Origin of the sequence: Curtobacterium sp. MCJR17_020, assembly GCF_003234365.2 — a bacterium.
Classification (GTDB): domain Bacteria; phylum Actinomycetota; class Actinomycetes; order Actinomycetales; family Microbacteriaceae; genus Curtobacterium.
Genome location: NZ_CP126260.1, coordinates 301674 through 326721 on the forward strand (window position 1 = coordinate 301674; position 25048 = coordinate 326721).

Here is a 25048-nt window from a genome sequence, read left to right on the forward strand (position 1 = left end):
TTTGTCTCGGTTTGATAACAGTGAAGAGTTTCCTATGGTTGCCGACCGAGGTGCCGCCGGCCCGATGACCACTGCCCCCGGTGGCGCACCCCACAACTGACCGCGATCGGTCGGGGTGGGCAGTGGATTCCGCGTTCGAAGCGGCTCGTGACCCCGGTGGAGCAATCACATGAAGAAGCTTTCCCGTACCCGCACCATCGTCGGCGGCCTCGCGTTCGCCGGCATCGCCGCGACCGGTGTCGGCCTCGCGGCAACCCCCGCGAACGCTGCGTCCGGCTCGACCTGGGACGCCCTCGCGCAGTGCGAGTCCGGCGGCAACTGGGCCATCAACACCGGCAACGGCTACTACGGCGGCCTGCAGTTCAACCTCGGCACCTGGCAGGCCAACGGTGGCGTCGGCAGCCCCGCCGGCGCGAGCCGCGAGGCCCAGATCGCCGTCGCCGAGCGTGTCCTCGCCACGCAGGGCTGGGGCGCCTGGCCCGCGTGCTCGGCCCAGCTCGGACTGAGCGGCACGAGCGGTGCCGCTCCGGCCGCCGCTGCTCCGGCTCCGGCAGCCCCCGCTGCTCCGGCCCCGACGCAGCAGGCCGCACCGGCCCCCGCTGCCCCGGAGCAGGCCGCACCGAGCACCCCGGCTCCGGCACCCGCGCAGGAGGCCGCCCCGGCAGCCACCACGCCGAGCAAGCCCGCCGCCGTGAAGACGAGCGGCAAGACGTACACGGTCGCCTCGGGCGACACGCTCGACACCATCGCCACCAAGCTCAAGATCGACGGTGGCTGGAACAAGCTGTGGGCCGCGAACACGTCGACCATCGACGACGCGAACCTCATCTACTCGGGCCAGGAGCTGCAGCTCCCCGCCTGATCGTTCCACCGAACGAACACGACGACGCCCCGCGACCTCGGTCGCGGGGCGTCGTCGTGGGTGGCGCGTGTGTCGAGGATGCCGCAACGCTACTGGGGGTTGTCGGCCAGCCAGCCCGCGAGGTCGTCGGCCCGCAGTGCCTGTGACAGCGAGCCGACGGCCAGCTCGTTGAGCGTGACGTAGGACTGCCCGTCCGGGGAGGTCCCGGATCCCGCCGTCGGCATCGTGAACGTCTCGAGGTCGTCGGTCCGGACGTCGCGCAGTGACCACCCGAGGCCGATGAGGGTCGGGAAGGTCAGTCCGGCATCGACCGCCAGGTGCTCGCTCGTGGCGGTCACGAAGTCCTGGATGCGCCCGGGGTTCGTGATCGTGCCGCGGGAGAGCAGCCCGCCGACGACCCCGCGCATGAACGCCTGTTGGTTCCGCACACGGGTGTGGTCGGCGTCGGCGAAGGCGTAGCGCTCGCGGACGAAGGCCAGTGCGGCGTCGCCGTCGAGCCGGTTCGCGCCGGCGACGAACTCGTACTTGCCTGCGGCGAACGCCTGCCCGGAGTCGACCGTGACACCGCCGAGAGCGTCGGTCATGTCCTTGAACCCGGTGAAGTCGATCTCGGCGACGTGGTCGATGCGGACGTCGAGCAGCTGTTCGACCGTCTGCACGGTGAGCGGGACCCCGCCCCACGAGTACGCGGCGTTGATCTTCGCGCGCCCGTGACCCGGGACGTCCACCCACGAGTCACGCATGATCGACATCAGGTAGACGGCCCGCCGGTCGGCCGGCACGTGGGCGAGCATCAGGGTGTCGGATCGACCGCCCGCGGTCCGGTCGGCATCGCCACTCGGTCGCCGGTCCGAGCCGATCAGCAGGATGTTCTCCGCACCGTCGGTCGCCGCGGGGCGTGCGCCGCCCGGGAAGGCATCGGTGATGGTGTCGGTGTGGGCGTCGAAACTGCGCGCCAGGCCGCCGACGAAGATGCTCGCGACGACGGCGATCACGGTGGCGATGCCGACCAGCGAGCCGATCGTCGCGATGAGCGCCACGAGGAAGGGGCGTCGGCGCCCCGGGCGGCGGGCGGTCCGTGCTGCGGTCTCGGCGGCCTGACGGGCCGCCCGTCGTTCGGACATGCGGGACTCCTGCGGATTCAGTCGGCCGTGCCGCCGACCGATCGATCCTACCGCATGTGGAATTTCACGTACAGCGTGTCACCGTTCGGTCTGTGACGGCTTCCGGAGGAGCGCACTGAGGGCGGCTCGCAGTGCCGGGTCGTCCGGCAGGACCTCGCGTTCGATGTGCCGCGCGGTCTCCCACGCCCGGCGTCCGTGATCGGTCACCGTCACGAGCCGCCGCCGTCGGTCGTCGGGGTGCGGGGTGCGCTCGACGAGGCCGTCTCGCTCCATGCGCTCGAGGGTCCGCGACATCGTCTGCGGTTGCACCCGTGCCGTGCGGGCGATCGTGTCGGCGCCGGTGGGGCCCGTGCGGATCAGGATGTCGACCGCGATGAGGGCTGCGTGCGGCAGCCCGATGGCGCGGAGGCGTTCGTCCCAGTCCCGCTCGACCGAGCGCGCCGCGGCCGACAGCAGCCGGCCGAGGGGCCACTGCTCGGTCGTGTCGTCCATGGGCGCAGTCTACGGTCGACAGCTGTCGCAATCGGCGTCGCGCCCGTCTAGTAATCAGCATGCTGACGACCGGTGTACGCTCACGGTCGTGTCCCGCTTCCTCCGCATCGTCCTCCCCGCGCTCGTCATCGTGGTCTGGCTCGCGATCGCCTCCGTCGGTGGTCCGTACTTCGGCAAGATCTCCGAGGTGTCGACGAACGACCAGACCTCGTTCCTGCCGGCGTCGGCCGACGCCACGAAGGTGCAGGAGCGGTCGTCGGAGTTCCGGCAGGAGTCGGGCGCACCCGCGATCATCGTGCTCGAGCGCGACGGCGGCATGTCGTCCTCCGACCTCACCGCGGCGAAGGAGCTCGCGACCCAGCTCGGTGACCGCGACGACGTCGAAGCCGTCAGCCCCGTGATCCCGAGCGAGGACGGCGACGCGGTGGAGATCGTGGCGACCCTCACCACGGCAGCCGACACCGGTGACGCGGTCGAGGCGATCCGCGCCGACGTCGACGACGCCCTGCCCAGCGGTGTCAGCGGGTACGTCACCGGGCCCGCCGGGTTCACCGCCGACCTGACCGAGGCGTTCGCCGGCATCGACGGCCTGCTGCTCGGGGTGGCGCTCGCCGCGGTCTTCGTGATCCTGATCATCGTCTACCGGTCACCGTTGCTGCCGATCCTCGTGCTCGGCACCGCGACGTTCGCCCTGTGTGCCTCGATCCTCGTGGTGTGGTGGCTCGCCAAGGCCGACATCGTCACCGTGAACGGCCAGGTGCAGGGGATCCTGTCGATCCTGGTGATCGGCGCCGCGACGGACTACGCGCTGCTCTACACGGCGCGCTTCCGCGAGGCGCTGCGCGACCACCGCACCGGCTGGGGTGCGACGAAGGCGGCCCTGCGGGGGAGCCTCGAGCCGATCCTGGCCTCGGGCGGCACCGTCATCGTGGGCGTGCTCTGCCTGCTGCTCTCCGACCTCAACTCGAACAAGGCCCTCGGTCCCGTCGCGGCGATCGGCATCGCGTTCAGCCTGCTCGCCGCCCTGTCGCTGCTGCCAGCCCTGCTGCTCGCGTTCCGTCGCGCCGCGTTCTGGCCGCTCCGTCCCGCGTACGGCAGCGCCCACCCGGTGCTCACCGGACCGGACGCCCGCGGTGTCTGGGCCCGGGTCGGTCGGCTCGTCGCCAGACGTTCCCGGGTCGTGTGGATCGTCTGCACGGTGGGGCTGCTCGCGATGGGCACGGGACTGGTCGGGCTCAAGGCGGACGGGGTCCCGCAGAGCGACCTGGTCATCGGGGCCTCACAGGCACGCGACGGGCAGGACGTCCTGGCCGACCACTTCCCCGGCGGCTCCGGCAGCCCGGCGCAGGTCATCGGGTCGGAACGCGACCTCGACGCACTCGTCGACGTCGTCACCGGGGTCGACGGCGTCGACGGGGTCGTCGCCGCCGCGAAGGACGCCCCGTCCGGCACGGTGCCCGTGACGAGCGACCCGACCTCGAGCGGCGCCCCCACCGCGCCCACCGTGTCGCGCGGCGACGTCCTGCTCGAGGCCACGTTGTCCGACCCGGCCGACTCGGACGCCGCCGAACAGACGGTCCGCGACCTCCGCACGGCCGTCGAACGGGTCGATCCCGGCGCGCTCGTCGGCGGCGTCACCGCGACGGCTGTCGACACGAACGACACCGGGATCCGCGACCGCACGCTGATCATCCCCGTGGTGCTGGTCGTGATCCTGCTCATCCTGATGCTCCTGCTCCGCAGCGTCGTCGCCCCGCTCGTGCTCATCGGCAGCGTGATCGTGTCGTTCGCCGCAGCCCTCGGCGTCGGAGCGCTCGTGTTCGACCACGTGTTCCACTTCCCCGGTGCGGACCCGAGCGTGCCGCTGTACTCGTTCGTGTTCCTCGTCGCGCTCGGGGTGGACTACAACATCTTCCTCATGACACGGGTGCGGGAAGAGGCGCTGCGGCACGGTCCGCACGAGGGGGTCCTGCGCGGACTGGGGGTCACCGGCGGGGTGATCACCTCGGCGGGCGTGGTGCTCGCGGCGACGTTCGCGGCCCTCGGCGTCATCCCGATCCTGTTCCTCGTGCAGATCGCGTTCGTCGTGGCGTTCGGCGTCCTGCTCGACACGATCGTCGTCCGCTCGCTGCTCGTGCCGGCGATCGCGTACGACCTCGGTCGGCGGGCCTGGTGGCCGTCGCGCCTCTCGCGCGCGAACCATCACATGTGACACGCTGGGTGCATGCCAGTTCCTTCGACGCAGCCCGCCGCCGAGCGCAAACTCCTCCGTGACACCGTGCAGGACAAGATCCGCGACGCGATCATGGACGGCACGCTGGAGCCCGGCGAGCGGCTCAACGACGACGACCTGATCGCGTGGCTCGGGGTCTCCCGCACCCCGATCCGCGAGGCGCTCGCGGAACTCGCCCGCGCCGGCCTGATCGAGATGGCACCGAACCGCTACACCCGCGTGGCGGCCCCGACGAAGGACGAGCTCCTCGACGCCTACCGCACGCTCGGCGTCATCTACGGGGGCGTCGTGCGCCTCGCGGTGCCCAACTTCACCGAGCCGCAGCGCAAGAAGATCGTGAAGATGCTCGACGACGTCATCGCGCGGGTCGGCGCCGACGAGCAGGACCAGGTGGCCCGCAACGGCGCCGACATCTACTCGCAGTGGGCGGACGCCTGCGGCAACCCGTCGCTCGTGCAGCTCTGCCGGTCGACCACTGACGGGCTGTCCTTCAAGCTCCGGGTCCCCGAACTCGCCGAGCTGATCCCGGCCGCGGTGATCCTGCCCGAACTCGAGAACCTCAAGGCAGCCGTCCTGGCGAAGGACCCGATCGCGGCAGAGCTCGCGATGGAGGCCATCCACCTGCTGCCGTCGCGCGCGTAGCGCCCCGTCGCCCAGCGCGACCACGAGACGGACGGGAGGCCCGTGGCGATCCCGCCACGGGCCTCCCGTCCGCCGTCACGCGCGTCTCGAGCCGCGACGCGCGCGCAGGGGCTGTGGAGTGACCTTCCAGGCGGATTCCATGTCCCCTGCGCGCGCTCCGGTTATGGTTTCCCGGTGAGCAACGAACCCGAGCAGACGACGGAGCCCGCGCGCCGCGGTGCCGTGACGCCGCGCCACGGGCGCCAGAAGCGACGAGCGGGTGTGGTGTTCCCGGCGATCGCGGGCGTGCTCACCATGGCCGTCGTGCTGAGCGTCGGCTACACGGCGTACGCGTACAACCAGCTGTCCGGCGGGGTCACGATCGTCAACGCGATCACCGGCAAGAAGGACACGAAGGACGACGTCGACGGCAAGGCGCAGAACATCCTGCTCGTCGGTGACGACCACCGGCCGGACAACGCCACCCCCGAGCAGATGGCGGAACTCAGCACGACGTCGGACGGCGGTGCGACGAACACCGACACGATGATCGTCCTGCACATCAACGCCGACGGCACGCAGGCGACGATGATCTCGTTCCCCCGTGACTCGTACGTCGACATCCCGGACGTGGGCAAGGGCAAGCTCAACAGCGCCTTCTACTACGGCACGCTCAACGGCGGTGGCGACACCGGTGGTGCGAAGATGCTCATCAAGACCATCGAGAACCTGAGCGGCCTGCAGATCGACCACTACGTGCGCGTCTCGCTGCTCGGCTTCTACCAGGTGGTCAAGGAGCTCGGCCCGGTCGAGGTCTGCCTGAACCAGGCGACCAACGACCCGTACTCCGGCGTCGACCTGCCGGCCGGCAAGTCCTCGCTGAACGCGAAGGAAGCGCTGTCCTTCGTGCGTCAGCGCCACGGCCTGCCGAACGGTGACCTGGACCGCAACGTCCGCCAGCAGTACTTCCTGTCGCAGGAGGCCCGGAAGGTCACCTCCGCCGGCACGCTGCTGAACCCGGTCAAGATGGGCAACATCCTGAAGGCCGTCGGTGGATCGATCCAGACCGACACCAACCTGATCGACCTCGCCTCGCAGATGCGGAACCTGCGCCCCGCGAACATCCAGTCGGCCACGATCCCGACCCTCGGCACGCCGACCATCTACGTGAACGGTTCGGCGCTGTCCATCGTCGAGGTCGACACCGTCGGGCTGCCCGCCTTCGTGCAGGGCCTGGTCGGCGAACCGGAGGCCTACGCCAAGGCCGGTCGCGCCCAGCCAGCCAACACCTCGGTCACCGTGCTGAACGGCAGCGGTGTCGAGGGCGCTGCGACCGCAGCAGGGCAGGTCCTGACGAGCCGCGGGTTCCAGGTCGCACCGGCCGGTTCCTCGGCCACCACCAAGGCCACGCAGGTGCAGTACCCCGCCGGCCAGGAGTCCCAGGCGAAGGCGATCGCGGCAGCGGTGCCCGGCGCCGTCCCCGTGCGCACCAGCGCGGTCACCGGCGTCACCCTCGTGCTCGGCACCGACGGCAAGACCGCGAAGGCAGCCAGCGAGCCGAGCGCGACCGCCTCGAAGCCCGCGAGCACCGGTTCCGGGTCGAAGCCGAGCAAGCAGGCGTCGAAGGAACCCGCACCGAAGTCGACCGACGTGCACAACTACGGCACCGAGGGCACCTGCATCAACTGAGGCCGTGGCCGGACCGGGTCGCTAGGTTCGAGGGGTGAGCAGCGCAACGCGTCCGATCGTCCTGATGACCTACAACATCAAGAACCCGGATCCGGAGCACGACTGGCCGGGCCGGCTCCCCGTGCTCCTCGACGTCATCCGCCGGCACGACCCCGACCTGGTGTGCGTGCAGGAGGCCTTCGCGCACCAGCTCGACGACCTGCGCGCCGGGCTGCCGGACCACGCGGACGTCGGACAGGGGCGTGAGGGCGGCACCGCGGGGGAGCACCCGGCGGTGTTCTACCGACGTGACCGGTTCCGACCGACCGACGAGGGGTCGTTCTGGCTGTCGGACACCCCGGACGAGCCGGTCTCGAACACGTGGGGCAGCCTGTTCCCCCGCATCGCGAACCACGCCGTGTTCCTGGACACCAACGGGCCGGCCGTCACGGTGCTCACCACGCACCTGGACCACGAACTCGGCGAGCACGGCGACGAGGTGCGCGGGAAGAGCGCGGCGCTCATCGTCGAACGGCTCGCACGGGAGACCGGTCCGGTCATCGTCGCCGGGGACTGCAACGAGCCGGCCGGAGCCGGAACCGCGTCACGGGTCTTCGCCGACGCCGGGTTCGACGACACCTGGCTGCTCGCGGGCGACCCGGAGGACCGGACCGCGACGTTCAACGACTGGCAACCGCCGGTGGACACCGGGGAGCGCATCGACTGGGTGCTGACCCGCGGGGTCGCCGGCGTCGCCCGGGTCGTCATCGACCACGACGGGCCGGAGACGTGGTTCGCCAGCGATCACTTCCCGGTGATCGCGACGATCCGCGTCTGAGTCAGCAGCTCCGCTGGGCGTGCACGGGCATCGGGGAGCCGAGCACCGTGACCGTGGTGTCGTCCGTCAGGGCCGAGACGCCGTTCGTGCCGGAGGAGTCCTGGTCGTCGGAGGAGCCCCAGCCTGCGCGCAGCAGCAACTGCCACGCGCGGAAGTCGTCCGAGCCGAAGGACACCCGTTCGGAGCGCGGGGCGTCCGCGATCTCGTCGGCGATGTCGTCACCGACCTGCACGCCGCCGGGGCCGGTCAGCTCGATCCGGGCACCGAGCCGGCTGCGGACCTGGTCGCGCAGCACACGGACCTCGACGGCGTTGCCCGCCTGCGCATCGGTGGTCAGGGCCGCGACCCGGATGGCGCCGCCCCACGTGTAGGTGGTGCCGGCCGGGAAGCACGCGCCGCCGTCGCCCTCGGCCGTCTGGGTGCGCGACGGGGTGCCGAGCAGGCGGTCGAGCAGGCTCACGGTCAACCGGGAGTCGCGCATCGACGACTCGACGACGGTCTTCCCACCGTTGCGGAGCACCAGGGACTCGGCGTCGAGCTCGATCGAGTCGACCCGACGGAGCTTCGCGTTCGACACGTGCACCGGCGCGGCGTCGTGCGACGTCTCCGCCGCGACGGCGGTGTCCGCACCGAGCCCAGTGGTGCCGTCGAACGCGAGCGCACCGGCCGAGAAGGCGAGCACGGCAGCGCCGAGCGCCAGCAGGGTCCGAGGGGTCACCGTTCGACGGTACGGCCCCGATCCGTCCAGAACGACAGGTGTTACCGAATCGGGTCCTGGCCGTCACCGGACCGTGACAAACGAGGAAGACGCAGCTGCGGCCCTGGACCGGTGCGGCCGGCGGACGCTGGCCGCTCCGCGCGCCGGGGGACAGCCTCCTGGGCGGCCCGTGGTGCGCCCCTGCGTACCGTCGGCGGCATGACGGACCAGCAGAATGACCAGGCAGGGCTCGACCAGGCAGCGCTCGACCAGTACTCCATGCAGGACCCGACGAAGATGTACGCCGACAAGAAGCCCGACGAGCAGTACCTCGAGGGCGCCGGCACCGACGCCGAGATGGCGGAGAACGTCCCCGCCGACCACGGCGAGGACACCTACCGCGGCTCCGGACGGCTGACGGGCCGCAAGGCCCTCGTCACCGGTGGCGACTCCGGCATCGGCGCAGCGGTCGCCATCGCCTACGCACGCGAGGGCGCCGACGTCGCGATCTCGTACCTGCCCGAGGAGCAGGAGGACGCCGACCGCATCGTCGCGCTCATCGAGGCAGCCGGCCGCAAGGCCGTCGCGCTGCCCGGCGACATCACCTCGCTCGCGGTCTGCGAGCAGATCGTCGCCGACACCGTCGCACAGCTCGGCGGGATCGACATCCTGGTGAACAACGCGGGCAAGCAGCAGAACGTCTCCTCGATCGAGGACATCTCGGACGACGAGTTCGACGAGACCTTCAAGACGAACGCCTACGCGACCTTCCGGATCACGAAGGCCGCCGTGCCGCACCTGCAGCCGGGCTCCACGATCATCAACACGACGTCGATCCAGGCCTACGCACCGTCGCCGCACCTCGTGCACTACGCGGCCACGAAGGCCACCGTGAACAACCTGGCGAAGGGCCTGGCGGCGCAGCTCGCACCGAAGGGCATCCGCGTCAACGCCGTCGCACCGGGGCCGATCTGGACGCCGCTGCAGCCGGCCGGCGGGCAGCCGCCCGAGGCGCTGCCGTCCGCGGGCGAGCAGACCTACCTGGGCCGCTGGGGGCAGCCGGCCGAGCTCGCGCCGGCGTACGTGTTCCTGGCGAGCGGTGAGTCGTCCTACGTGGTCGGCGAGACGCTCCACGTCGACGGTGGGATGCCGACGCCGTAGCGCGCCGACGACGGGCTGACGGGAGGCGCGGTGCCGGTGGGTACTGCGCCTCCCGTCGTCCGGATGGTCCCGTCTGCGGGCCGTGGCGACGTCAGCAGGTGACGGCGCGCGCCATGCGCTCGAGGAGTTCCCGCGCCGAGAGCGCGGCGGCGAGCTCGACCTCGACCGGGTTGATGCCGATCGCCTGCTCGAACGCGCGGCGACGTGCCTGGTCGACGATCGGCACCTCGGGGCGTTGCGGCAGCACCGCGATGGCCCGGGCGGCGGCGTCGAACGCTCCCGTGGGTCGGCCGAGTTGCTCCCACATCGCGCGGACGTCGTGCGCGACCTGCTCCGGGTCGCCGCCGAACTCGAAGCCGGCCGAGGCCATCGTCGCGAGTCCCTGTGCGGTGGGGTCGTTCGGGGTCATGCCCGGCATCGTCACACGGATCCGTGCGAACGCGCTGGGCGTGGTGCCGGTGTCCGTGTCCCCCCATGTGCTGACACCCGTACCGGGGATTCTGTTGTCCCCCGTTCTGCGTTTGGATGGACGTGCCCCGGGTCGGGGCGACCTCGGACAGGACGTCCGTGGAACGACGGAGGGCACGATGCTCGAACACACCAGCGCCGACACGCAGGCCGCAGCGGCCGCGGCGGCGACCCTGCACCTCCGGATCACGATCGTGGGGGCCACCGTCGACCTGCTCCGTGACGTCCCCTTCCACGAAGCACGCGCCGTGCACGTGGCCGAGCGGATGGGCATCCCCGTCGAGGAGCTCCAGCAGCACTTCCCGTCCTGGGACGGCCTGGTGCTCGCAGCCGTCGACCGCTGGAACGGCGGTCGGATGGACGAGGTCACCCGCGAGGTCGGCGACGGGTCGACCGTCGAGCTCCTGCGCGCGATCGTCGCGTCGAACGCCGAGGACCCCGCGCTCATGCGCCTGCTCGTCGCCCTGCTGTCCGTCGCGGGCAACCCCGAGCACCCGATGGCGACCTACCTGCGGTCGCGTTACCAGCTCTTCTACGCCCAGGTGAAGCGCGGCCTCGAACACGACATCGCCGTCGGCCGCGCCCCGCACACCATGGAACCCCGTCGCGGCGCGGAGCAGCTCATCGCGCTGTACGAGGGGCTGCAGCTGCAGGCCCTGCTCCGATCGGACCTCGACCTGGTTCCGGCGTTCGACCGTGCGGTGGCCCGACTCGAGCGCGGCTGGATGGAGCGCTACGAGCCGCAGGCCGCCCGTCGGCACGCGACGTGGAGCGACGGCGACGACGGCAGCTGGGACATCTAGCCCGGACCGTCAGCGTCCGTTCGGCGCCGACCGCGACCCGCGTGGCACCGAACCGTCGCCGGGGTCGTACCCGGTGTCGCGGATGACCCGGAGCGCTGTGGTGTCGTTGTGGACCGAGTGCACGACGACCCGACGGGTCCGCCGGAGCGCCCGGCGCGCGCCCGGTGTCGCGAACAGGCCGCCGAGCACGAGTCCGGCGCCGATCCCGAGCGCCACGGAGACCGCGGCCACGAAGTCGAGGGCCGCACTCGACGAGCCCGACATGAAGTTCAGCAGTGCGTTCGACACGGCGACACCGGGCAGCAGCGCTCCGCAGAACGCCGGCACCGCGATCGCCGCGACCGCGGTCCGCATCCGCGCGGCTGCGTAGGTGGACAGCACGCCGAGCAGGACCGCGGCCAGGAACGTCGCGCCGAGCAGCGGCAGGCCGAGCTGCCGCAGGCCCCACAGCGAGGCTCCAGCGGCGACGGAGAACACCACCGCGACGGGGATCACCCGCGCACTGGCCTGCTGCACGAAGCAGTTCGCGCCGGCCGACACCACCGTGAGCGAGAGTGACGCCCACAACGGCAGCGCCTGGGTGACGATGCCCGACGGGTCGACCTCGAGGTGCAGCCACTTCGTCATCGCGATCCCCGCGGGCACCCCCACGACGATGGCAGCGATGACCAACCCGATGTAGAACGCCCGGGCGACCGCCATCGCACGGAAGCCGGATATCGCGTCCTGCGCCCACGTCACGAGCGAGACGTGCGGCAGGAGCAGCACCACCAGGGCCGCCACCATCGTGGCGGCACCCGCCGGGTGCAGGACGCCCACACCGATGGCCAGGGTGCCGATCACCGACGCGACCGCTCCCTGCGCTCCGGACACGAAGAACTGCGGGTAGCCACGACCGGTCAGCCAGCGCCCGGACAGGATGATCCCGAACATCAACACGAAGGCACCGATGCCCGCTCGCCATCCGCCACCGGCCTGCATCGCGATCGAGGTCCCCAGGATCGAGAGCCCGACGTCGGCGAGCCACGTGGGCCAGCGCGGCGGCATCCGCAGCACCGCCACGAGGGCGCTCACGCCCGAGGTCATGTCCCGTTCGTCGTGGATCAGGTCGTCGACGATCTGGTTCGCACGTGCGAGTCGGTCGAGGTCGGAGCCGTCGGAACTCACCGTCCGGACCTTCACGAGCGGCGGGATGTCGGCCGGCGCGTACTGGAGCGTCACCGAACTGCCGGAGAAGTCGAGGTCGAGCGGGGCCAGGTTCCACTTCGTCGACACCGCGACGACGGCGGTCTCGACGCTGCGGGTGTCGGCGCCGGAGGCGAGCATCACCTCGGCCAGGTCGAGGCAGAAGTCGACGATCTGCGCGGCGGTGTACTGGTCGCGACCCTTGGCGTCGGGTTCGACGTGCTCGTAGATCGTGCCGCGCAGTCGGGCACGGGCGTCGCGCAGGTCGTGCTGCGCCAGGCTGCGGCGTCGGGGGCGGGGCGGCCGGTGTGGGCGCCCCGGCTTGGGTTCGCCGGGGAAGTGCTGCTCGGCCATCCGACCATGGTGCCAGTCGCGATCTGGACGCGACCAGAGCGGACGGGAGGCCCGGTGCCAGCTGGCACCGGGCCTCCCGTCAGGTGGTCGGTCGCGTCTCGGACGCGACCCGCCTACTGCTCGAACGTCGCGTCGAGCGTGATGTCGACGCCGGTGAGTGCCTTGCTGACCGGGCAGGTCGCCTTGGCGTCCTCGGCGGCCTTGAGGAAGGTCGCCTCGTCGATGCCGGTGACCTCACCGTGCACGGTCAGGGCGATGCCGGTGAGCTTGAAGCCGCCGGCGGAGTCCGGGCCGAGCGAGACGTCGGCCTTGACGTCGAGGGCCTCGACCGTTCCGCCGGCCTCGCCGAGGACGGCGGAGAACTGCATGGCGTAGCAGGCCGAGTGTGCGGCGGCGATGAGCTCCTCGGGGCTGGTGCTGCCACCGGCCTCGTCAGCGGCGCGCTTCGGGAACGAGACGTCGTAGGTGCCGACCTTCGAGCTGGAGAGTTCGACCTGGCCGGAACCGTCGTTGAGGCCGCCGTTCCAGGCGGTGCGTGCGGTGCGCGTGGGCATGGCCGCTCCTTTCGTGTGGGGGATCGGACCCGAGCGGGGCCGTCGCAGCCGAGTCAAGCGGAGAACGCCCGTTCTCGCAACCGGCTCACGGCGAAGACGCAGGCTTCTCGGTTTTGGGCGACAGGTGTCGTGTTCAACGACAGGTGTAGCCTGAATGGCGTTCAAAGGAGACCCACCATGCGCGCCGTCGTGTTCGAGCAGTACCAGACCTTCCCGTCCCTGACAGAGGTCCCGAAGCCCACCCCGGGTCCGGGGGAGGTGCTCCTCAAGGTCGCAGGTGCCGGCGCGTGCCACTCGGACGTCGCGGTGTACCGCGAGTTCCAGGAGGGCCAGCCGGGCGCACAGTCCCCGTCGTTCGTGCTCGGGCACGAGAACTCCGGCTGGGTCGAGTCCGTCGGCGACGGCGTGACCGGGTTCACCGAGGGCGACGCCTACCTGGTCTACGGGCCGGTCGGCTGCGGGCACTGCTCGTACTGCTCCAAGGGGCAGGACACCTACTGCGAGAACGCCGCGACGAACCCCTCCATGGGCATCGGTCTCGGGCGGGACGGCGGCATGGCGGAGTACGTCAGCGTCCCCGCTCGCAACCTCGTGCCGCTCGGCGATGCCGATCCGATCGCTGCCGCACCGCTCAGCGACGCCGCACTCACGCCGTACCACGCGATCAAGAACGCGCTGCCGAACCTGGCAGGCGGGGGCAAGTACGCGCTGGTCGTCGGGCTGGGCGGCCTCGGGCAGATCGCCGTGCAGATCCTCACCGCGCTCACCGGCGCCACGGTCATCGCGACCGACATGAAGCAGGACGCCATGGACCGCGCTGCCGCCCGCGGAGCGATCACGGTGCCCGGCGGGCCGGACCAGGCCGCCGCGATCCGCGAGATCACGGGCGGCCGCGGGGTCGATGCCGCGTTCGACTTCGTCGGAGCGACGCCCACCATCAAGGTCGCGCAGGCGTCCATGGCCGTCGGTGGCCGGTTCACCGTCGTCGGGATCGCCGGCGGTACCACCGAGTGGAACTTCTTCGCGACGCCGTACGAGTCGACGATCACGAACACCTACTGGGGCACCATCGAAGACCTGCACGAGGTCGTCGCCATGTACCGCGCCGGGCAGATCGTCCCCGACGTCGAGCGCTACGCGCTGTCGGACGCGCTCGAGGCCTACCGGAAGCTCGAGGCCGGCGAGCTGGCGGGTCGAGCGGTCGTCGTCCCGACGCTCTGACCTCGCGGCGTCCCTGGTCGATTCGGGCGTACCTGGTCGGAACTTCGGACCAGGTGCGCCCGAATCCGCTTCCCATCGCGAGCGCCCTGGGAAAGAACGACCCCGGGTCAGCGGCCCGCGGCGTAGCCCTGCGCACCGCGGGGGTTCGCCGCCGCGCCGAGGACACCGGTCGCCGGGTCGCGGGTGACGCAGGTCAGACGGCCGAGGCTCCAGTCGCCGGCGCGGGTGACGACGTGTCCGCGGGCTTCGAGTTCCGCGATGACGTCGTCGCCGATCCGGTCCTCGACCACGAGGCCCGCCGGCTCCCACGTGCGCGGCCAGAACGACCCCGGGAACGACGTCGTGTGCAGCGCCGGGGCGTCGATCGCCTGCTGCGGGGTGTACCCGCCGACGATCCACCGCAGCAGGAACAGCAGCTGCCACTGGTCCTGCTGGTCGCCGCCGGGTGAACCGACCGCGGCCACTGGTGCGCCGTCACGGAGCACCAGGGTCGGCGTCAGGGTCGTGCGGGGGCGCTCGCCGGGGCGGAGCGTCGACGCCGTGCCCGGTTCGAGCCAGGTCATCTGCAGCCGGGTGCCCAGGCAGAACCCGAGCTCCGGGATCGTCGGCGACGACTGCAGCCAGCCGCCGGACGGTGTCGCGCTGACGATGTTGCCCCAGCGGTCCACGACGTCGATGTGGCAGGTGTCGCCCCGGGTCTCGCCGTCCGGGGCCACGAACGGCTCGCCGCGGTCCTCGACCGGAGCGACCGGAGCGACCGGCGCGCGCTCGGTGTCCCGCGCGACCTGCACGGTGGGTTCGCCGAGGCCAGCGCCGTCGCCGGCGGAGTACGACGTCCGGGCCGGCGGCATCGCCCGCTCGGCGCCAGGGATCATTCCCGGACGCAGCTCGGCCGAGGCCCGCTCGCCGATCAGCGCACGCCGCTCGTCGGTGTACGCGTCGGAGAGCAGCACGTCGAGCGGGACGTCACCGTCGCCGTAGAACGCCTCGCGGTCGGCCATGGCGAGCTTCTGCGCCTCGACGATGGTGTGTGCGCCGACCGACGTGGACGGGTCGAGCAGTGCGTCGTCGAGCGGATCGAGCAGTCGCAGGGTCTGCAGGAGCGCCGGACCCTGGCCCCACGGCCCGGTCTTCGCGATCGTGCAGCCGCGGAACTCCGCCGTCGCGGCGGGCTCGTACGACGCCCGGAACGCCGCCAGGTCCGACGCCCGGATGACCCCGGCGTGGTCGGTCCCCGACGCGTGTCGGTGCGTCTCCCGCACGAAGCGGTCGATGGCCTCGGCGACGAAGCCCTCGGCCCACTCGCTCCGTGCGGCGTCGATGCGGGCGGTCCGGCTGCCGGAGCCGTCACCGGCGTCGAGGAGCCGGTCGAGCACTGTGGCCAGCGCCTCGTTGCGCACCAGGTCCCCGGCGACCGGTGCGGTGCCTCCTGGCAGCCACTGCGTGGCGGACGTGGGCCAGTGGCCACGGAACAGGCCCTGCACGGCGGTGATCGTCCGGACCACCCCGGCTGCGACCGGGTGGCCGTCACGGGCGTAGCCGATCGCCGGGGCGAGGACGTCGGCGAGCTCCCACGTGCCGTGGTCGCGGAGCAGCAGCAGCCACGCGTCGACGGCACCCGGGACGGTGGCGGCGAGCGCGCCGGAGCCGGGGACGAGGTCGAGGCCCTCGGCGCGGTAGTGCTCGGGCGTCGCGCCGGCCGGTGCCGGACCCTGGCCGACGAGCACGACCGGGGTCGGGTCAGACGCCGTCGCGAACACCGCCGTCAGGTCGCCGCCCGGGCCGTTCAGGTGCGGTTCGACCACGTGCAGGACGAACGCGCCCGCGACGGCTGCGTCGAAGGCGTTGCCGCCGCGTTCGAGCACCGACTGTGCGGTGGCGGTCGCGATCCAGTGCGTCGCGGCCGCCATGCCGAACGTGCCCTGCAGGTCCGGGCGCGAGGTCTGTGTGGCGGGCGGGACGAAGGCGGGGTTCGGCGTCGGCATGCACCCATCCTCTCCCCAGGGCTCGCCGCTCAGCCCAGGGCCACGACGATCCCCGCTGCGACGAGCAGTGCGACGTACCCCCAGGCGTGCACGACCTCGGGCAGGTGCGGCGGGCGACGTCGGAGCAGCACGATGACCGGCATCGCGCCGACCAGCAGGGCCGCGGCTGCCCGGACGTCGACGGCGCCGACGAGTCCGGCGGCGTGCGGGACGACCGCCGGCAGCAGCATGGTCACCGCAGCTGCGGGCAGCGTGATCGCCAGCGTGAGGGGGTTCGCCAGCGTGGTCGCCGCCGTCATGGTGGCACCGGACCGGCGCAGCATCGGGACGGTCATCACGCTGCCTCCGACGCCGAGGAACGCCGCGACCGCACCGATCGGGAGGCCCGTGGCGGTCGGTACGCCGGTGCGGGTCGGTCCGTGGTCGCGTCCACCGCCGGGGGTCGCGACTGCGCGATCCGTCGCCGAGCTGCGCAGGAAGCCCGGGCGCAGGAGCAGGTCGGCGACCGTGACCCCGAGGTAGACGACGAAGCCCCAGCGCAGGAGCGCGTCCGGGGCCCCTCGTGCGGCGAGCACCCCGACCGCGCCGCCGACCCCGAGCAGGACGAACAGCGACGAACGACCCCGGAGCGGTGCGAGTGCGCCGCGCCGGGCCGAGACGGGGGCCACGGCGGCGTTCACGAGCATCACGAGGGCCGAGGTCGCCGTGGCCACCCGGACGGCGTCGCCACCGAGGGCTGCATCGGCGACGGTGATGATCGGCACGGTGACGAACCCACCGCCGAACCCGAACAGGACGGTGGTGACCCCGACCAGGACCCCGATGACCACGAGCACGATGAACGACATGCCTCCATCCCAGCGGGGATCACCACGGCGGACGATCGGGTGTGCGGCAGGTTCCTTCGAGACCTAGCCTCGACGTGTGCGCAACGTCCCGGTCTCCGAGTTCGACCACCAGCCGTTCGACGTCCTGCCGATCGGCACCGACTACCCGCCGGATCACCTGCTCGCCCGGCACGAGCACCGACGGGCGCAGCTGCTCTACGGAGCGAGCGGCGTCATGCTCGTCGAGACCGACGACGGCTCGTGGACCGTGCCGACCGACCGGGCCGTGCTCATCCCGCCCGGGGTGCCCCACGAGGTCCGGATGCTCGACGTCAGCACCTGGAGCCTGTACGTCGAGCCGGACGCCGTGCCCTGGTGGCCGACACGGTGCACCGTCGTCGAGGTCGGGCCCCTGCTGCGCGAGGTGCTGCGCGCAGCCAACGCGCTCGACGTGCCGTACGACGACGGCGGCCGGGACGGCACCCTCGTCCGGCTCGCCCTGCACGAGCTGCAGCGCGTCGCACCGATCCCGCTGAGCGTCTCGCTGCCGCCACGGGGTGTCCTGCGCGACCTGTGTCGGGCGTACCTGGCCGAGCCCGACGTCCACGTGACGAACGCCGACTGGGCGCGTGCGGCGGCCGTCTCGGAACGCACCCTCGACCGCCACTTCCGTGCGGCCACGGGGGTGGGGCCCGCGAACTGGCGGGTGCGTGCGCGACTGTTGTCGAGCCTCCCGGCCCTGCGACGCGGCACCGTGACGGAGGTGGCGGGCCGACTCGGCTACGCCACCCCTGCGGCGTTCACCGCCGCCTTCTCGAAGGCGTTCGGGGCCCCGCCGTCTCGATTTCGGTGAGGCCTTGCGCCCCCGCCGGTGCGGACGCATACTGAACGCAGCGGTTAATTAACCGTTTGGTTCACCGAGGAGGCGACGATGGATCCCGACCACACCGACGTCGTCCTGTCGGCGCTCGCCGACCCGATCCGACGGCGCATCGTCGAACGGCTCGGCAAGGGTGAGGCGACCGTCTCCGAGCTGTCGGAGCCGTTCGACGTCAGCGCTCCGGCGATCTCGCGGCACCTCGGCGTGCTCGAACGCGCCGGCCTCATCACGCGCGAGCGGCACGGCACGTGGCGCACGTGCCGTCTCCGGCCCGAGGCCGTCGACGAGCTCGGCGCCTGGCTGGGCCGGTTGCGTCCCGACTGGGACCGCCGGTTCGACCGCCTGGAGGCCCTGCTCGCCGCCCAGCGCACGCCCGCCCCGGTGGGCAGCCCGTCCACCGCCCCACCCGCCAGTTCCACCAGTTCCGCCTTCACCGTCGATCCGCAGGAGCAGTCATGACCGAACAGTTCACCGCCCACGCCACCCACCGCTTCGCCCACCCCGTCGCCGACGTCTACCGGGCGTTCGTCGACCCGGCGCTGCTCGCGCTCTGGTTCGGCCCCCTCGGCTTCCACGTCCCCGTCGCCACCGTCGAGGTCGACGCGCGGGTCGGTGGCGCCTGGAACCTCACGATGGTCAGCAACGACAACGCCGAGTGGTCGTCGCCCGTCACCTCGACCCTCGAGCAGATCGAGGAGAACCGGATCATCGTCGGGACCTCGACCGCGCACGGCATCCCCGGGGTCGAGGACGGCACCGCGCTGTCCCTGACGCTCGAGTTCGCCGAGGACGGCGACGGCACGATCGTCACCCTGACGCAGGGACCCTTCCCCGAGTTCATGCGCGACATGAACATCGCCGGCTGGACGCAGTCGTTCCACAAGCTCGAAGCACTGCTGGCGACACCGAAGGAGTTCTTCCAGCAGCCGTAGCCGCACCCCCCTGTCAAGGGGTTGTGCGCCCCGCGCAGAAAAGCGAACATCGTTCGGTGACTCGTACAGGGCGAGCGCCGAACGACCGCGCAGGGGCGTGGTCGGTTCCGAGTCAGGGGATCCATGACCACCACTCCGTCGACCGTCGCACGTGCGCGCCGACTCCCACGCTTCGCCGGCGCCCTCACGGTGCTGGCCCTCGCGGCCGGTGCCCTCGTCGCGACCGCTGAACCCGCCGCAGCATCGGCGGTGTGGGTCGGATCGGCACCCGCCGGCACGAAGATCAACCCCGGCGACCAGGTGACGTCGCCGAACGGCCAGTTCAAGCTCATCATGCAGGGCGACGGCAACCTGGTCGAGTACGGCATCGGGAACCGCGTGCTGTGGGCCTCGAACACCGCCGGTTCCCCCGGTGCGATCGCGGTCGTCGGCAAGAACCGTGCCCTCGACATCACCAAGAACGGCAAGCGACTGGCCCGCTGGGCCTCGGCCGGCACCGTGAACTCGACGGCGCTGAAGATCCGCGCCGACGGCACCATGGCGCTGCTCGCCGGCAGGTCCGTCGTCGTGAACTGGACCACCTACCAGGACCGGGTCGCCTCGGGGAACACCCTCCTCGGCGGCACCGTGCTGCGCTCCGACACCACGAACACGCGCATCCTCAACATGCGCACCGACGGCAACCTGGTGCAGAAGGTCAGCGGCCGCGTCGTCTGGCAGTCGCGCACCGGCGGGCACCCCGGCGCCTGGGCCGAACTGCAGCCCAAGGGCAACTTCGTCATCTGGACCCGTGACGCATCGCGCAAGAAGGTCGCGCTCTGGACCTCGCGCACCGGCACGGCCGGCTCCGGCAACCTGCTCGTGCAGGTCGACGGCAACGTCGTGCTCTACGGGTCCAAGGACACCCGCGTCTGGTCGAGCCGACCCGTCACCGGACTGGCATGGCCCGTCAACGGGACGAAGATTACCGGCAAGTACGGCGACGACCGTGGCGCCGGACACGTCCCGCGCTACCACCAGGGTACCGACGCCCCTGTGCCCGTCGGTACCCCGGTGTACGGCTCCGGCACCGGCGAGGTGACCAAGACGGTGGCGAACGACGCCTCGTACGGCAACTACATCGTCGTGACCTACGGCATGACCGCGGTGCTCACCGCCCACCTCAGCAAGATCGAGGTGAAGAAGGGCCAGATCGTGAAGCTCGGTACCGAGATCGCGAAGTCCGGCAACACGGGGCAGTCGACCGGCCCGCACGTGCACGTCGAGACGCGGCGGAACGGCACGCTCGTCGACCCGTTGAAGAACATGCACTTCCGCTGATCCGGGGCCGGCGCCGGCGCCGGTGGCGGGGGCTCGCGTATGCCGCTTCGTCTATAGCGCTTGACTTGAACGGTCAAGCGCTCTAGACATATGCTGTGAAACGACAGGCGGTACTGAAGCGAATCAAGATCGCAGCACGTACTGCGGGCCTTGAGTACCGCGAGGTCGAGTTGACGAACCACACCGGTGTCGTCGTCGGAAGTACTCGGAGCACGATCGGTCGGCACTCCGAGATCGCAGACGGCACGGCTCGCGCGTTCTTCAAGCAGTATGAGCAGGAGCTCGGAAAGGGGTGGTGGCGATGACCTACACGTCACGTGCACATCGTGAGGGTCACTGGTGGATCGTGCAGAACGATCAGTTCCCCGGCGCGATCTCACAGGTCCGCCGGCTCGACCTCGCCGCTGATGCCCAGCGTGAGGCCATCGCGTTCGTCGCCGAGGTCGACCAAGACGAGGTCGTGGTCGTCATCCGAGTGGAACTCGAACCTGAGCTCGCTCAGTCGCTCGACGAAGCGGTAGCACTCCGCGCCGAGGCCGAGGTCAAGGAAGCGAGGGCGCTGTCGCTTCGGCGGGCCATCGCGATCTCACTCAAGGATGACGGATTGACCCTGCGCGACATCGCGGTCGTGCTGGGGGTCTCGTACCAACGGGTGCACCAGCTCGTGCGCGAGGGGGAACCCGTGGCGCTCGCGGCCTCCTGATCCCCAGCGATCCGCGGGGGAAGTACAGAGGCCCCACCGAAGTGGGGCCTCGCGCCCGGGAGTCGAGACATCTCGACGACATCTACCTCCACGCCGAGGCAATCCGAGAGGCTGCGCAGCGATTCTCGAATTGATGGGCCAACGGTGTGCCGCTTCGTGAGCAGGAATGGTCGGGTCGCCTTCGGGCACCCGACCATTCCTGCTCACGACGTGCGGGCGGGACGGCGCGGATATCCTTTACCGGATGACATCGCGCGGCGGGACCGGGACCGGGACCGGGAACGGGGCTGACGCGGAGGCCGTGCTCGTCGCCTTCGCGCGATCCAGCGGGGACGTCGCGGCAGCGCGCCGGGTCGCTCGGCGGTTCGAAGGCCTCGACGACGGCGAGCGCTCGGCGCTGCTGTGGAGCGAGGACGACGGGGCGAAGCTCATCGCCGTGCTGCTGCTGGTGCTGGCGATGCGCGAGCACCCCGATCCGGAGCTGACCGACGAGTACCTGTCGGCAGCGAAGGCCGAGCGCTTCGACGACCCGGCGCTGGTCGACCTGGCAGCCGAGGAGCTCGTCGGTGCGCCGCTCGTGGGCGGCTCGACGGGCCCGCTGTTCGCGCTCGTGAAGTCGGACGTGGCGATGGTCCGCCGGATCGCGGTCGTGGCGACCCTGGCGTTCGCGAAGCAGGGCGACGCCGAGGTGCCGCTCGGGATCGCCGGACGCCTGGTGCGGGAGCGGAGCGACACGGTGCAGTCGGCGCTGGGGTGGGTCCTGCGCGAGACGGGCAAGCGGGCGTCGGAGCCGGCGCTCGTGGCGTTCCTCGAGAAGAGCGGACGGTTCCTGACCCCGGCGGCGCGCCACACGGCGACCGAGCACCTGCCGCCGGCAGAACGCGACCGCCTGCGCGGCTGAGCGCGAACGACGCTGGCAACCAACTGTGCAGTCGGCTCTACCGACCATACGGTCGGTTAGAGTCACCGGGTGACCGAAACCACGCCGAGCACCAGCACTGCCCCGATCCACCGCGCCTCCGTCCGGGAGTGGGCGTCCCTCGGCGTCCTCACCCTGGCCGTGGTGCTGCTCGCGATCGACGGCACCGTGCTGGCCCTGGCCGTCCCGTCGCTGACCGCGGACCTCGACCCGACCGCGACGCAGGTGCTCTGGATCGGCGACGTCTACTCGTTCGCGCTCGCGGGGCTGCTCGTGACGATGGGCAACGTCGCCGACCGGATCGGCCGGAAGCGCCTGCTGCTCATCGGCGCGGTCGCGTTCGGCCTGGCCTCGGCCGCCGCAGCGTTCGCGCAGTCGCCCGAGCTCCTCATCGCCGCGCGGGCACTGCTCGGCATCGCCGGAGCGACCCTGATGCCGTCGACCCTGTCGCTGGTGCGCACGATCTTCCGCGACGCCCGGCAGCGCACCACCGCGATCGCCGTGTGGTCGGCGGGTGCGACGGGCGGTGCCGCCGCCGGGCCGCTCGTCGGCGGTGCGCTGCTCGAGCACTTCTGGTGGGGCTCGGTCTTCCTCATCAACATCCCCGTCATCGTCGTGATCGTCATCACCGGCGCGATCCTGCTGCCCGAGTCGAAGGGTGGCTCGCGCACGCCGATCGACCTGTTGTCCGCCGTCCTCTCGGTGCTGGCGATCGTGCCGCTCGTGTACGCCGTGAAGCACGTCGCCGGGCACGGGTTCGACTGGACGGTGCCCTTGACGGCGCTCCTCGGCATCGGCGCCGGCTGGTGGTTCGTCCGCCGGCAGAAGCGCCTTACGACGCCGCTCATCGACCTGCAGCTGTTCCGGATCCCGGCGTTCTCAGGTGCCGTCGTCGCGAACTCGCTGTCGGTCTTCGCGTTGAGCGGACTGCTGTTCTTCTTCTCGCAGTACCTGCAGCTGGTCCGCGGGTTCACGCCGCTGCTCGCGGGCGCGGCCGAGCTCCCGGCGACCCTGGCCTCGATCGCGGTGATCGCGATCATCGGGCTGCTGTCCCGGCGGGTCGGACCCGGCCGGTCGATCGGTCTCGGCCTGGCGGTCGCTGCCGTGGGCATGGCCGGTCTCGCGTTCGCCGAGGGGCTGCCGACGTACTGGGGCATCGCGATCGCGCTCGCCGTGGTCGGCCTGGGCGTCGGGGTCTCGATGACCCTGGCCACCGACGCAGTGGTCGCCGCGGCGCCTCGGGAGCATGCTGGTGCAGCCTCGGCCATCTCCGAGACCGGGTACGAACTGGGCGTCGCACTCGGCATCGCGGTGCTCGGTTCGTTGCAGACCGCGTTCTACCGGTCGAACCTCGACGTGACGAGCGGCGCGGTCAGCGGCGGTGTCGGCGACCGGATCCGTGAGTCCCTGGCGTCGGCGTCCCAGGTCCTGCAGGACGGCGACCCGATCCTCGAACAGGCGCGGCACGCCTTCACCGGCGGCATGCAGCTCGCCTCGATCTGCGCGGCCGTGGCGCTCGCCGTCGCCGCCGCGGTCGCACTCCGGGTGATCCCGAACCGGCAGGATGGACCGCATGAGCACTGAAGGTCGTCATGAGCACTGAAGGTCGTCGTGAGCACTGACGGCACCCGCGATCGTGAGCGCACCCGCCAGGCGGTCCTCGAGGCAGCCGAGCGGCTGCTCGCCGAGCGCGGCACCCGGGTGAGCGTCGCCGAGATCGCGGCGGACGCCGGCGTCTCCAAGAGCGGCCTGCTCCACCACTTCCCGTCGAAGGACGAGCTGCTCCTCGCCGTCGCCGCGCACGGTCTCGCGACGTTCAAGGACGAGGTGCTGCGACACGTCGACCTCGCCGAGAACCGCCCCGGCAAGGTCCTCCGCGCCTACGTGCGGACCCTATGCGGCGGTAGCCAACGCGCCATGGAGGTCTTCTCGCCGACGGCGCACTGGACCGGTCTGATGGCAGTGCCGGGGGTCGAGGCGGTCGTCGCCGCGGACGCCGAGGACTGGCGCGCGATGTTCGCGCGCGACGGCCTGCCCGAGGACCGCACGTTGGTCGTCCGGCACGCGGCCGAGGGGCTCGCAGCAGCGACCGCCATGCCGCCGTACCTGGACGCACGCGAGCTGGCGGTCACCCGTGACGCGCTGCTCGCACTGGCAGAACCCGCCTGACGACGCGGCCAGGAGGTCCGGTGCGCGGCCGCCCCGCCGGTCACCCGCGCAGGCGACCGGCCCGACCCCCGTGGTCCGGTCCGCGGTGTCGGCCTACCCTGGGGCCATGCACACCGAGGTGCCCCGCATCGACGCCGCACTCGTGGGACGACTGATCGCGACGCAGTTCCCCGAATGGAACGGGCTGCCCGTGCGCGAGGTCGACCACCAGGGCTGGGACAACCGCACGTTCCGGCTCGGCGACGCGCTGTCCGTCCGGCTGCCGAGTGCCGCCGGCTACGTGCCCGGGGTCGAGAAGGAGCAGGACGTCCTGCCGTACCTGGCGCGCCGGTTGGACGTCGCCGTCCCCGAGACGGTCGGCCTCGGCGAACCGGGCGAGGGGTACCCGTTCCCGTGGTCGGTCCGGCGGTGGCTCGACGGGACGGTGGCCGCGCGTGCGGTCGACCTCGACCACGAGCGCTTCGCCGCCGACGTCGGGGCGGTGCTCCGGCGGCTCCGGAGTCTCCCCGCCACCGGTGGACCCACCGCGGGCACGCACTCGTTCCACCGTGGGGAGCACCCGTCGGTGTACGGCGCCGAGGTCGTCGCGGCGCTCGACACCCTGGGTGCGGGGGTCGACCGTGCCGCGTGCGAACGCATCTGGGACGACGCGGTCGCCACCGCGTGGGACCGTCCGGGGGTCTGGTTCCACGGGGACGTGGCGCCGGGCAACCTGCTCGTGGACGGTGCGGGACGGCTCGCCGCCCTGATCGACTTCGGCACGTGCGGGGTCGGTGACCCGGCGTGCGACCTCGTGCTCGCGTGGACGTTCCTCGACCCGGTGGCGCGCCCGGTGTTCCGCGAAGCCGTGGGGCTCGACACCGACACCTGGGCGCGCGGGCGGGGCTGGGCGCTCTGGAAGGCGCTCATCATGCTCGCCGGCAGTGCCGGGCCCGGCGACCGTACGGAACACGAACGCGTCCTCGCCGCGGTCCTCGCCGACCCCGTCGTCTGACGCGACGGCGCGCCCGGGGTCGTGCGTGGGGCTGTGAA

General features: G+C 71.6%; 25 protein-coding genes. 17 read left to right on the forward strand and 8 right to left on the reverse strand.

Translation table 11 applies throughout. The features are described from left to right. Nucleotides 1–169 precede the first annotated feature (169 nt). On the forward strand, nt 170–862 hold the full coding sequence (locus DEJ14_RS01455; protein ID WP_111085877.1) for a LysM peptidoglycan-binding domain-containing protein: 693 nt from the start codon (nt 170–172) through the stop codon (nt 860–862). Between the two features lie 89 nt (nt 863–951). Here the strand turns inward: DEJ14_RS01455 and DEJ14_RS01460 are convergent, their stop codons facing one another. Together DEJ14_RS01460 and DEJ14_RS01465 are read right to left on the reverse strand one after the other, a co-directional pair. Next, nucleotides 952–1986 carry an LCP family protein gene (locus tag DEJ14_RS01460; protein ID WP_111085876.1) on the reverse strand — a complete coding sequence of 345 codons (1035 nt, stop codon included), beginning with the start codon at nt 1984–1986 and terminating at the stop codon, nt 952–954. 78 nt (nt 1987–2064) lie between these two features. Next, nucleotides 2065–2478 carry a MarR family winged helix-turn-helix transcriptional regulator gene (locus DEJ14_RS01465; RefSeq protein ID WP_111085875.1) on the reverse strand — a complete coding sequence of 138 codons (414 nt, stop codon included), beginning with the start codon at nt 2476–2478 and terminating at the stop codon, nt 2065–2067. A gap of 88 nt (nt 2479–2566) precedes the next feature. Here DEJ14_RS01465 and DEJ14_RS01470 point away from each other — a divergent pair, with 88 nt between their 5' ends. From DEJ14_RS01470 to DEJ14_RS01485, 4 genes are all read left to right on the forward strand, one after another. Beyond that, a complete protein-coding gene (locus tag DEJ14_RS01470; protein WP_111085874.1) occupies nt 2567–4690 on the forward strand; it encodes an MMPL family transporter in 2124 nt (707 codons plus the stop codon). 12 nt (nt 4691–4702) lie between these two features. Then, nucleotides 4703–5353, forward strand: a complete 651-nt coding sequence (locus tag DEJ14_RS01475) for a GntR family transcriptional regulator (RefSeq protein WP_111085873.1) — start codon at nt 4703–4705, stop codon at nt 5351–5353. A gap of 174 nt (nt 5354–5527) precedes the next feature. Further along, entirely contained in the window at nt 5528–7021 is a 1494-nt protein-coding gene (locus tag DEJ14_RS01480; RefSeq protein ID WP_111085872.1) for an LCP family protein, read from the forward strand. Between the two features lie 34 nt (nt 7022–7055). Continuing rightward, nucleotides 7056–7838: an endonuclease/exonuclease/phosphatase family protein gene (locus DEJ14_RS01485; RefSeq protein ID WP_111085871.1), complete on the forward strand. Its 783-nt coding sequence runs from the start codon at nt 7056–7058 to the stop codon at nt 7836–7838. Nucleotide 7839: 1 nt separating this feature from the next. Here the strand turns inward: DEJ14_RS01485 and DEJ14_RS01490 are convergent, their stop codons facing one another. Further along, nucleotides 7840–8556 carry a hypothetical protein gene (locus DEJ14_RS01490; protein WP_111085870.1) on the reverse strand — a complete coding sequence of 239 codons (717 nt, stop codon included), beginning with the start codon at nt 8554–8556 and terminating at the stop codon, nt 7840–7842. 198 nt (nt 8557–8754) lie between these two features. Here DEJ14_RS01490 and DEJ14_RS01495 point away from each other — a divergent pair, with 198 nt between their 5' ends. Further along, nucleotides 8755–9696 (forward strand): SDR family oxidoreductase, encoded by a 942-nt coding sequence (locus tag DEJ14_RS01495; RefSeq protein WP_111085869.1) that lies wholly within the window; start codon nt 8755–8757, stop codon nt 9694–9696. Between the two features lie 91 nt (nt 9697–9787). Here DEJ14_RS01495 and DEJ14_RS01500 read toward each other — a convergent pair whose 3' ends face one another. Then, nucleotides 9788–10105 carry a hypothetical protein gene (locus DEJ14_RS01500; protein WP_146249780.1) on the reverse strand — a complete coding sequence of 106 codons (318 nt, stop codon included), beginning with the start codon at nt 10103–10105 and terminating at the stop codon, nt 9788–9790. A gap of 178 nt (nt 10106–10283) precedes the next feature. Between DEJ14_RS01500 and DEJ14_RS01505 the strand changes: the two genes are divergently transcribed. Continuing rightward, nucleotides 10284–10967: a TetR/AcrR family transcriptional regulator gene (locus tag DEJ14_RS01505; protein WP_111085867.1), complete on the forward strand. Its 684-nt coding sequence runs from the start codon at nt 10284–10286 to the stop codon at nt 10965–10967. Nucleotides 10968–10976: 9 nt separating this feature from the next. Here DEJ14_RS01505 and DEJ14_RS01510 read toward each other — a convergent pair whose 3' ends face one another. Together DEJ14_RS01510 and DEJ14_RS01515 are read right to left on the reverse strand one after the other, a co-directional pair. Next, nucleotides 10977–12506 carry a threonine/serine exporter family protein gene (locus tag DEJ14_RS01510; protein WP_111085866.1) on the reverse strand — a complete coding sequence of 510 codons (1530 nt, stop codon included), beginning with the start codon at nt 12504–12506 and terminating at the stop codon, nt 10977–10979. Between the two features lie 113 nt (nt 12507–12619). Then, entirely contained in the window at nt 12620–13060 is a 441-nt protein-coding gene (locus tag DEJ14_RS01515) for an OsmC family protein (protein ID WP_111085865.1), read from the reverse strand. Nucleotides 13061–13237: 177 nt separating this feature from the next. Between DEJ14_RS01515 and DEJ14_RS01520 the strand changes: the two genes are divergently transcribed. Then, nucleotides 13238–14281 carry an NAD(P)-dependent alcohol dehydrogenase gene (locus DEJ14_RS01520; RefSeq protein ID WP_111085864.1) on the forward strand — a complete coding sequence of 348 codons (1044 nt, stop codon included), beginning with the start codon at nt 13238–13240 and terminating at the stop codon, nt 14279–14281. Between the two features lie 107 nt (nt 14282–14388). Here the strand turns inward: DEJ14_RS01520 and DEJ14_RS01525 are convergent, their stop codons facing one another. Then, nucleotides 14389–16266, reverse strand: a complete 1878-nt coding sequence (locus DEJ14_RS01525; protein WP_111085863.1) for a gamma-glutamyltransferase — start codon at nt 16264–16266, stop codon at nt 14389–14391. 29 nt (nt 16267–16295) lie between these two features. Then, complete coding sequence (locus DEJ14_RS01530; protein ID WP_111085862.1) at nt 16296–17114, reverse strand: sulfite exporter TauE/SafE family protein; 819 nt, start codon at nt 17112–17114, stop codon at nt 16296–16298. Between the two features lie 76 nt (nt 17115–17190). Between DEJ14_RS01530 and DEJ14_RS01535 the strand changes: the two genes are divergently transcribed. The 9 genes from DEJ14_RS01535 (at nt 17191) to DEJ14_RS01575 (ending at nt 25010) form a co-directional block, all read left to right on the forward strand. Further along, entirely contained in the window at nt 17191–17946 is a 756-nt protein-coding gene (locus DEJ14_RS01535) for an AraC family transcriptional regulator (protein ID WP_111085861.1), read from the forward strand. 78 nt (nt 17947–18024) lie between these two features. Then, nucleotides 18025–18432: an ArsR/SmtB family transcription factor gene (locus DEJ14_RS01540; RefSeq protein WP_111085860.1), complete on the forward strand. Its 408-nt coding sequence runs from the start codon at nt 18025–18027 to the stop codon at nt 18430–18432. Beyond that, nucleotides 18429–18905 (forward strand): SRPBCC family protein, encoded by a 477-nt coding sequence (locus DEJ14_RS01545; protein ID WP_111085859.1) that lies wholly within the window; start codon nt 18429–18431, stop codon nt 18903–18905. Before DEJ14_RS01540 ends, DEJ14_RS01545 begins: the two co-directional genes overlap by 4 nt. A 123-nt stretch (nt 18906–19028) precedes the next feature. Beyond that, the gene (locus DEJ14_RS01550) at nt 19029–20225 is read left to right on the forward strand and encodes a peptidoglycan DD-metalloendopeptidase family protein (protein WP_111085858.1); all 1197 of its coding nucleotides are present in this window, start codon (nt 19029–19031) and stop codon (nt 20223–20225) included. Nucleotides 20226–20571: 346 nt separating this feature from the next. Further along, nucleotides 20572–20928 (forward strand): helix-turn-helix domain-containing protein, encoded by a 357-nt coding sequence (locus DEJ14_RS01555; RefSeq protein ID WP_181437572.1) that lies wholly within the window; start codon nt 20572–20574, stop codon nt 20926–20928. A gap of 244 nt (nt 20929–21172) precedes the next feature. Then, nucleotides 21173–21829 carry a DNA alkylation repair protein gene (locus tag DEJ14_RS01560; protein ID WP_181437571.1) on the forward strand — a complete coding sequence of 219 codons (657 nt, stop codon included), beginning with the start codon at nt 21173–21175 and terminating at the stop codon, nt 21827–21829. A gap of 69 nt (nt 21830–21898) precedes the next feature. Continuing rightward, nucleotides 21899–23431, forward strand: coding sequence for an MFS transporter (locus DEJ14_RS01565; RefSeq protein ID WP_111085854.1), 1533 nt, complete (start codon nt 21899–21901; stop codon nt 23429–23431). A gap of 27 nt (nt 23432–23458) precedes the next feature. Then, entirely contained in the window at nt 23459–24016 is a 558-nt protein-coding gene (locus DEJ14_RS01570; protein ID WP_220036438.1) for a TetR/AcrR family transcriptional regulator, read from the forward strand. 106 nt (nt 24017–24122) lie between these two features. After that, nucleotides 24123–25010 carry an aminoglycoside phosphotransferase family protein gene (locus DEJ14_RS01575; RefSeq protein WP_111085923.1) on the forward strand — a complete coding sequence of 296 codons (888 nt, stop codon included), beginning with the start codon at nt 24123–24125 and terminating at the stop codon, nt 25008–25010. The last annotated feature ends 38 nt before the right edge of the window (nt 25011–25048 follow it).

Bases quoted from the DNA above. Each gene is read 5' to 3' on its own strand.
- DEJ14_RS01455 (WP_111085877.1), top strand. From the start codon at position 170: ATGAAGAAGCTTTCCCGTACCCGCACCATCGTCGGCGGCCTCGCGTTC.
- DEJ14_RS01460 (WP_111085876.1), bottom strand. From the start codon at position 1,986: ATGTCCGAACGACGGGCGGCCCGTCAGGCCGCCGAGACCGCAGCACGG.
- DEJ14_RS01465 (WP_111085875.1), bottom strand. From the start codon at position 2,478: ATGGACGACACGACCGAGCAGTGGCCCCTCGGCCGGCTGCTGTCGGCC.
- DEJ14_RS01475 (WP_111085873.1), top strand. From the start codon at position 4,703: ATGCCAGTTCCTTCGACGCAGCCCGCCGCCGAGCGCAAACTCCTCCGT.
- DEJ14_RS01495 (WP_111085869.1), top strand. From the start codon at position 8,755: ATGACGGACCAGCAGAATGACCAGGCAGGGCTCGACCAGGCAGCGCTC.
- DEJ14_RS01500 (WP_146249780.1), bottom strand. From the start codon at position 10,105: ATGACCCCGAACGACCCCACCGCACAGGGACTCGCGACGATGGCCTCG.
- DEJ14_RS01505 (WP_111085867.1), top strand. From the start codon at position 10,284: ATGCTCGAACACACCAGCGCCGACACGCAGGCCGCAGCGGCCGCGGCG.
- DEJ14_RS01510 (WP_111085866.1), bottom strand. From the start codon at position 12,506: ATGGCCGAGCAGCACTTCCCCGGCGAACCCAAGCCGGGGCGCCCACAC.
- DEJ14_RS01515 (WP_111085865.1), bottom strand. From the start codon at position 13,060: ATGCCCACGCGCACCGCACGCACCGCCTGGAACGGCGGCCTCAACGAC.
- DEJ14_RS01520 (WP_111085864.1), top strand. From the start codon at position 13,238: ATGCGCGCCGTCGTGTTCGAGCAGTACCAGACCTTCCCGTCCCTGACA.
- DEJ14_RS01525 (WP_111085863.1), bottom strand. From the start codon at position 16,266: ATGCCGACGCCGAACCCCGCCTTCGTCCCGCCCGCCACACAGACCTCG.
- DEJ14_RS01530 (WP_111085862.1), bottom strand. From the start codon at position 17,114: ATGTCGTTCATCGTGCTCGTGGTCATCGGGGTCCTGGTCGGGGTCACC.
- DEJ14_RS01540 (WP_111085860.1), top strand. From the start codon at position 18,025: ATGGATCCCGACCACACCGACGTCGTCCTGTCGGCGCTCGCCGACCCG.
- DEJ14_RS01545 (WP_111085859.1), top strand. From the start codon at position 18,429: ATGACCGAACAGTTCACCGCCCACGCCACCCACCGCTTCGCCCACCCC.
- DEJ14_RS01550 (WP_111085858.1), top strand. From the start codon at position 19,029: ATGACCACCACTCCGTCGACCGTCGCACGTGCGCGCCGACTCCCACGC.
- DEJ14_RS01560 (WP_181437571.1), top strand. From the start codon at position 21,173: ATGACATCGCGCGGCGGGACCGGGACCGGGACCGGGAACGGGGCTGAC.
- DEJ14_RS01575 (WP_111085923.1), top strand. From the start codon at position 24,123: ATGCACACCGAGGTGCCCCGCATCGACGCCGCACTCGTGGGACGACTG.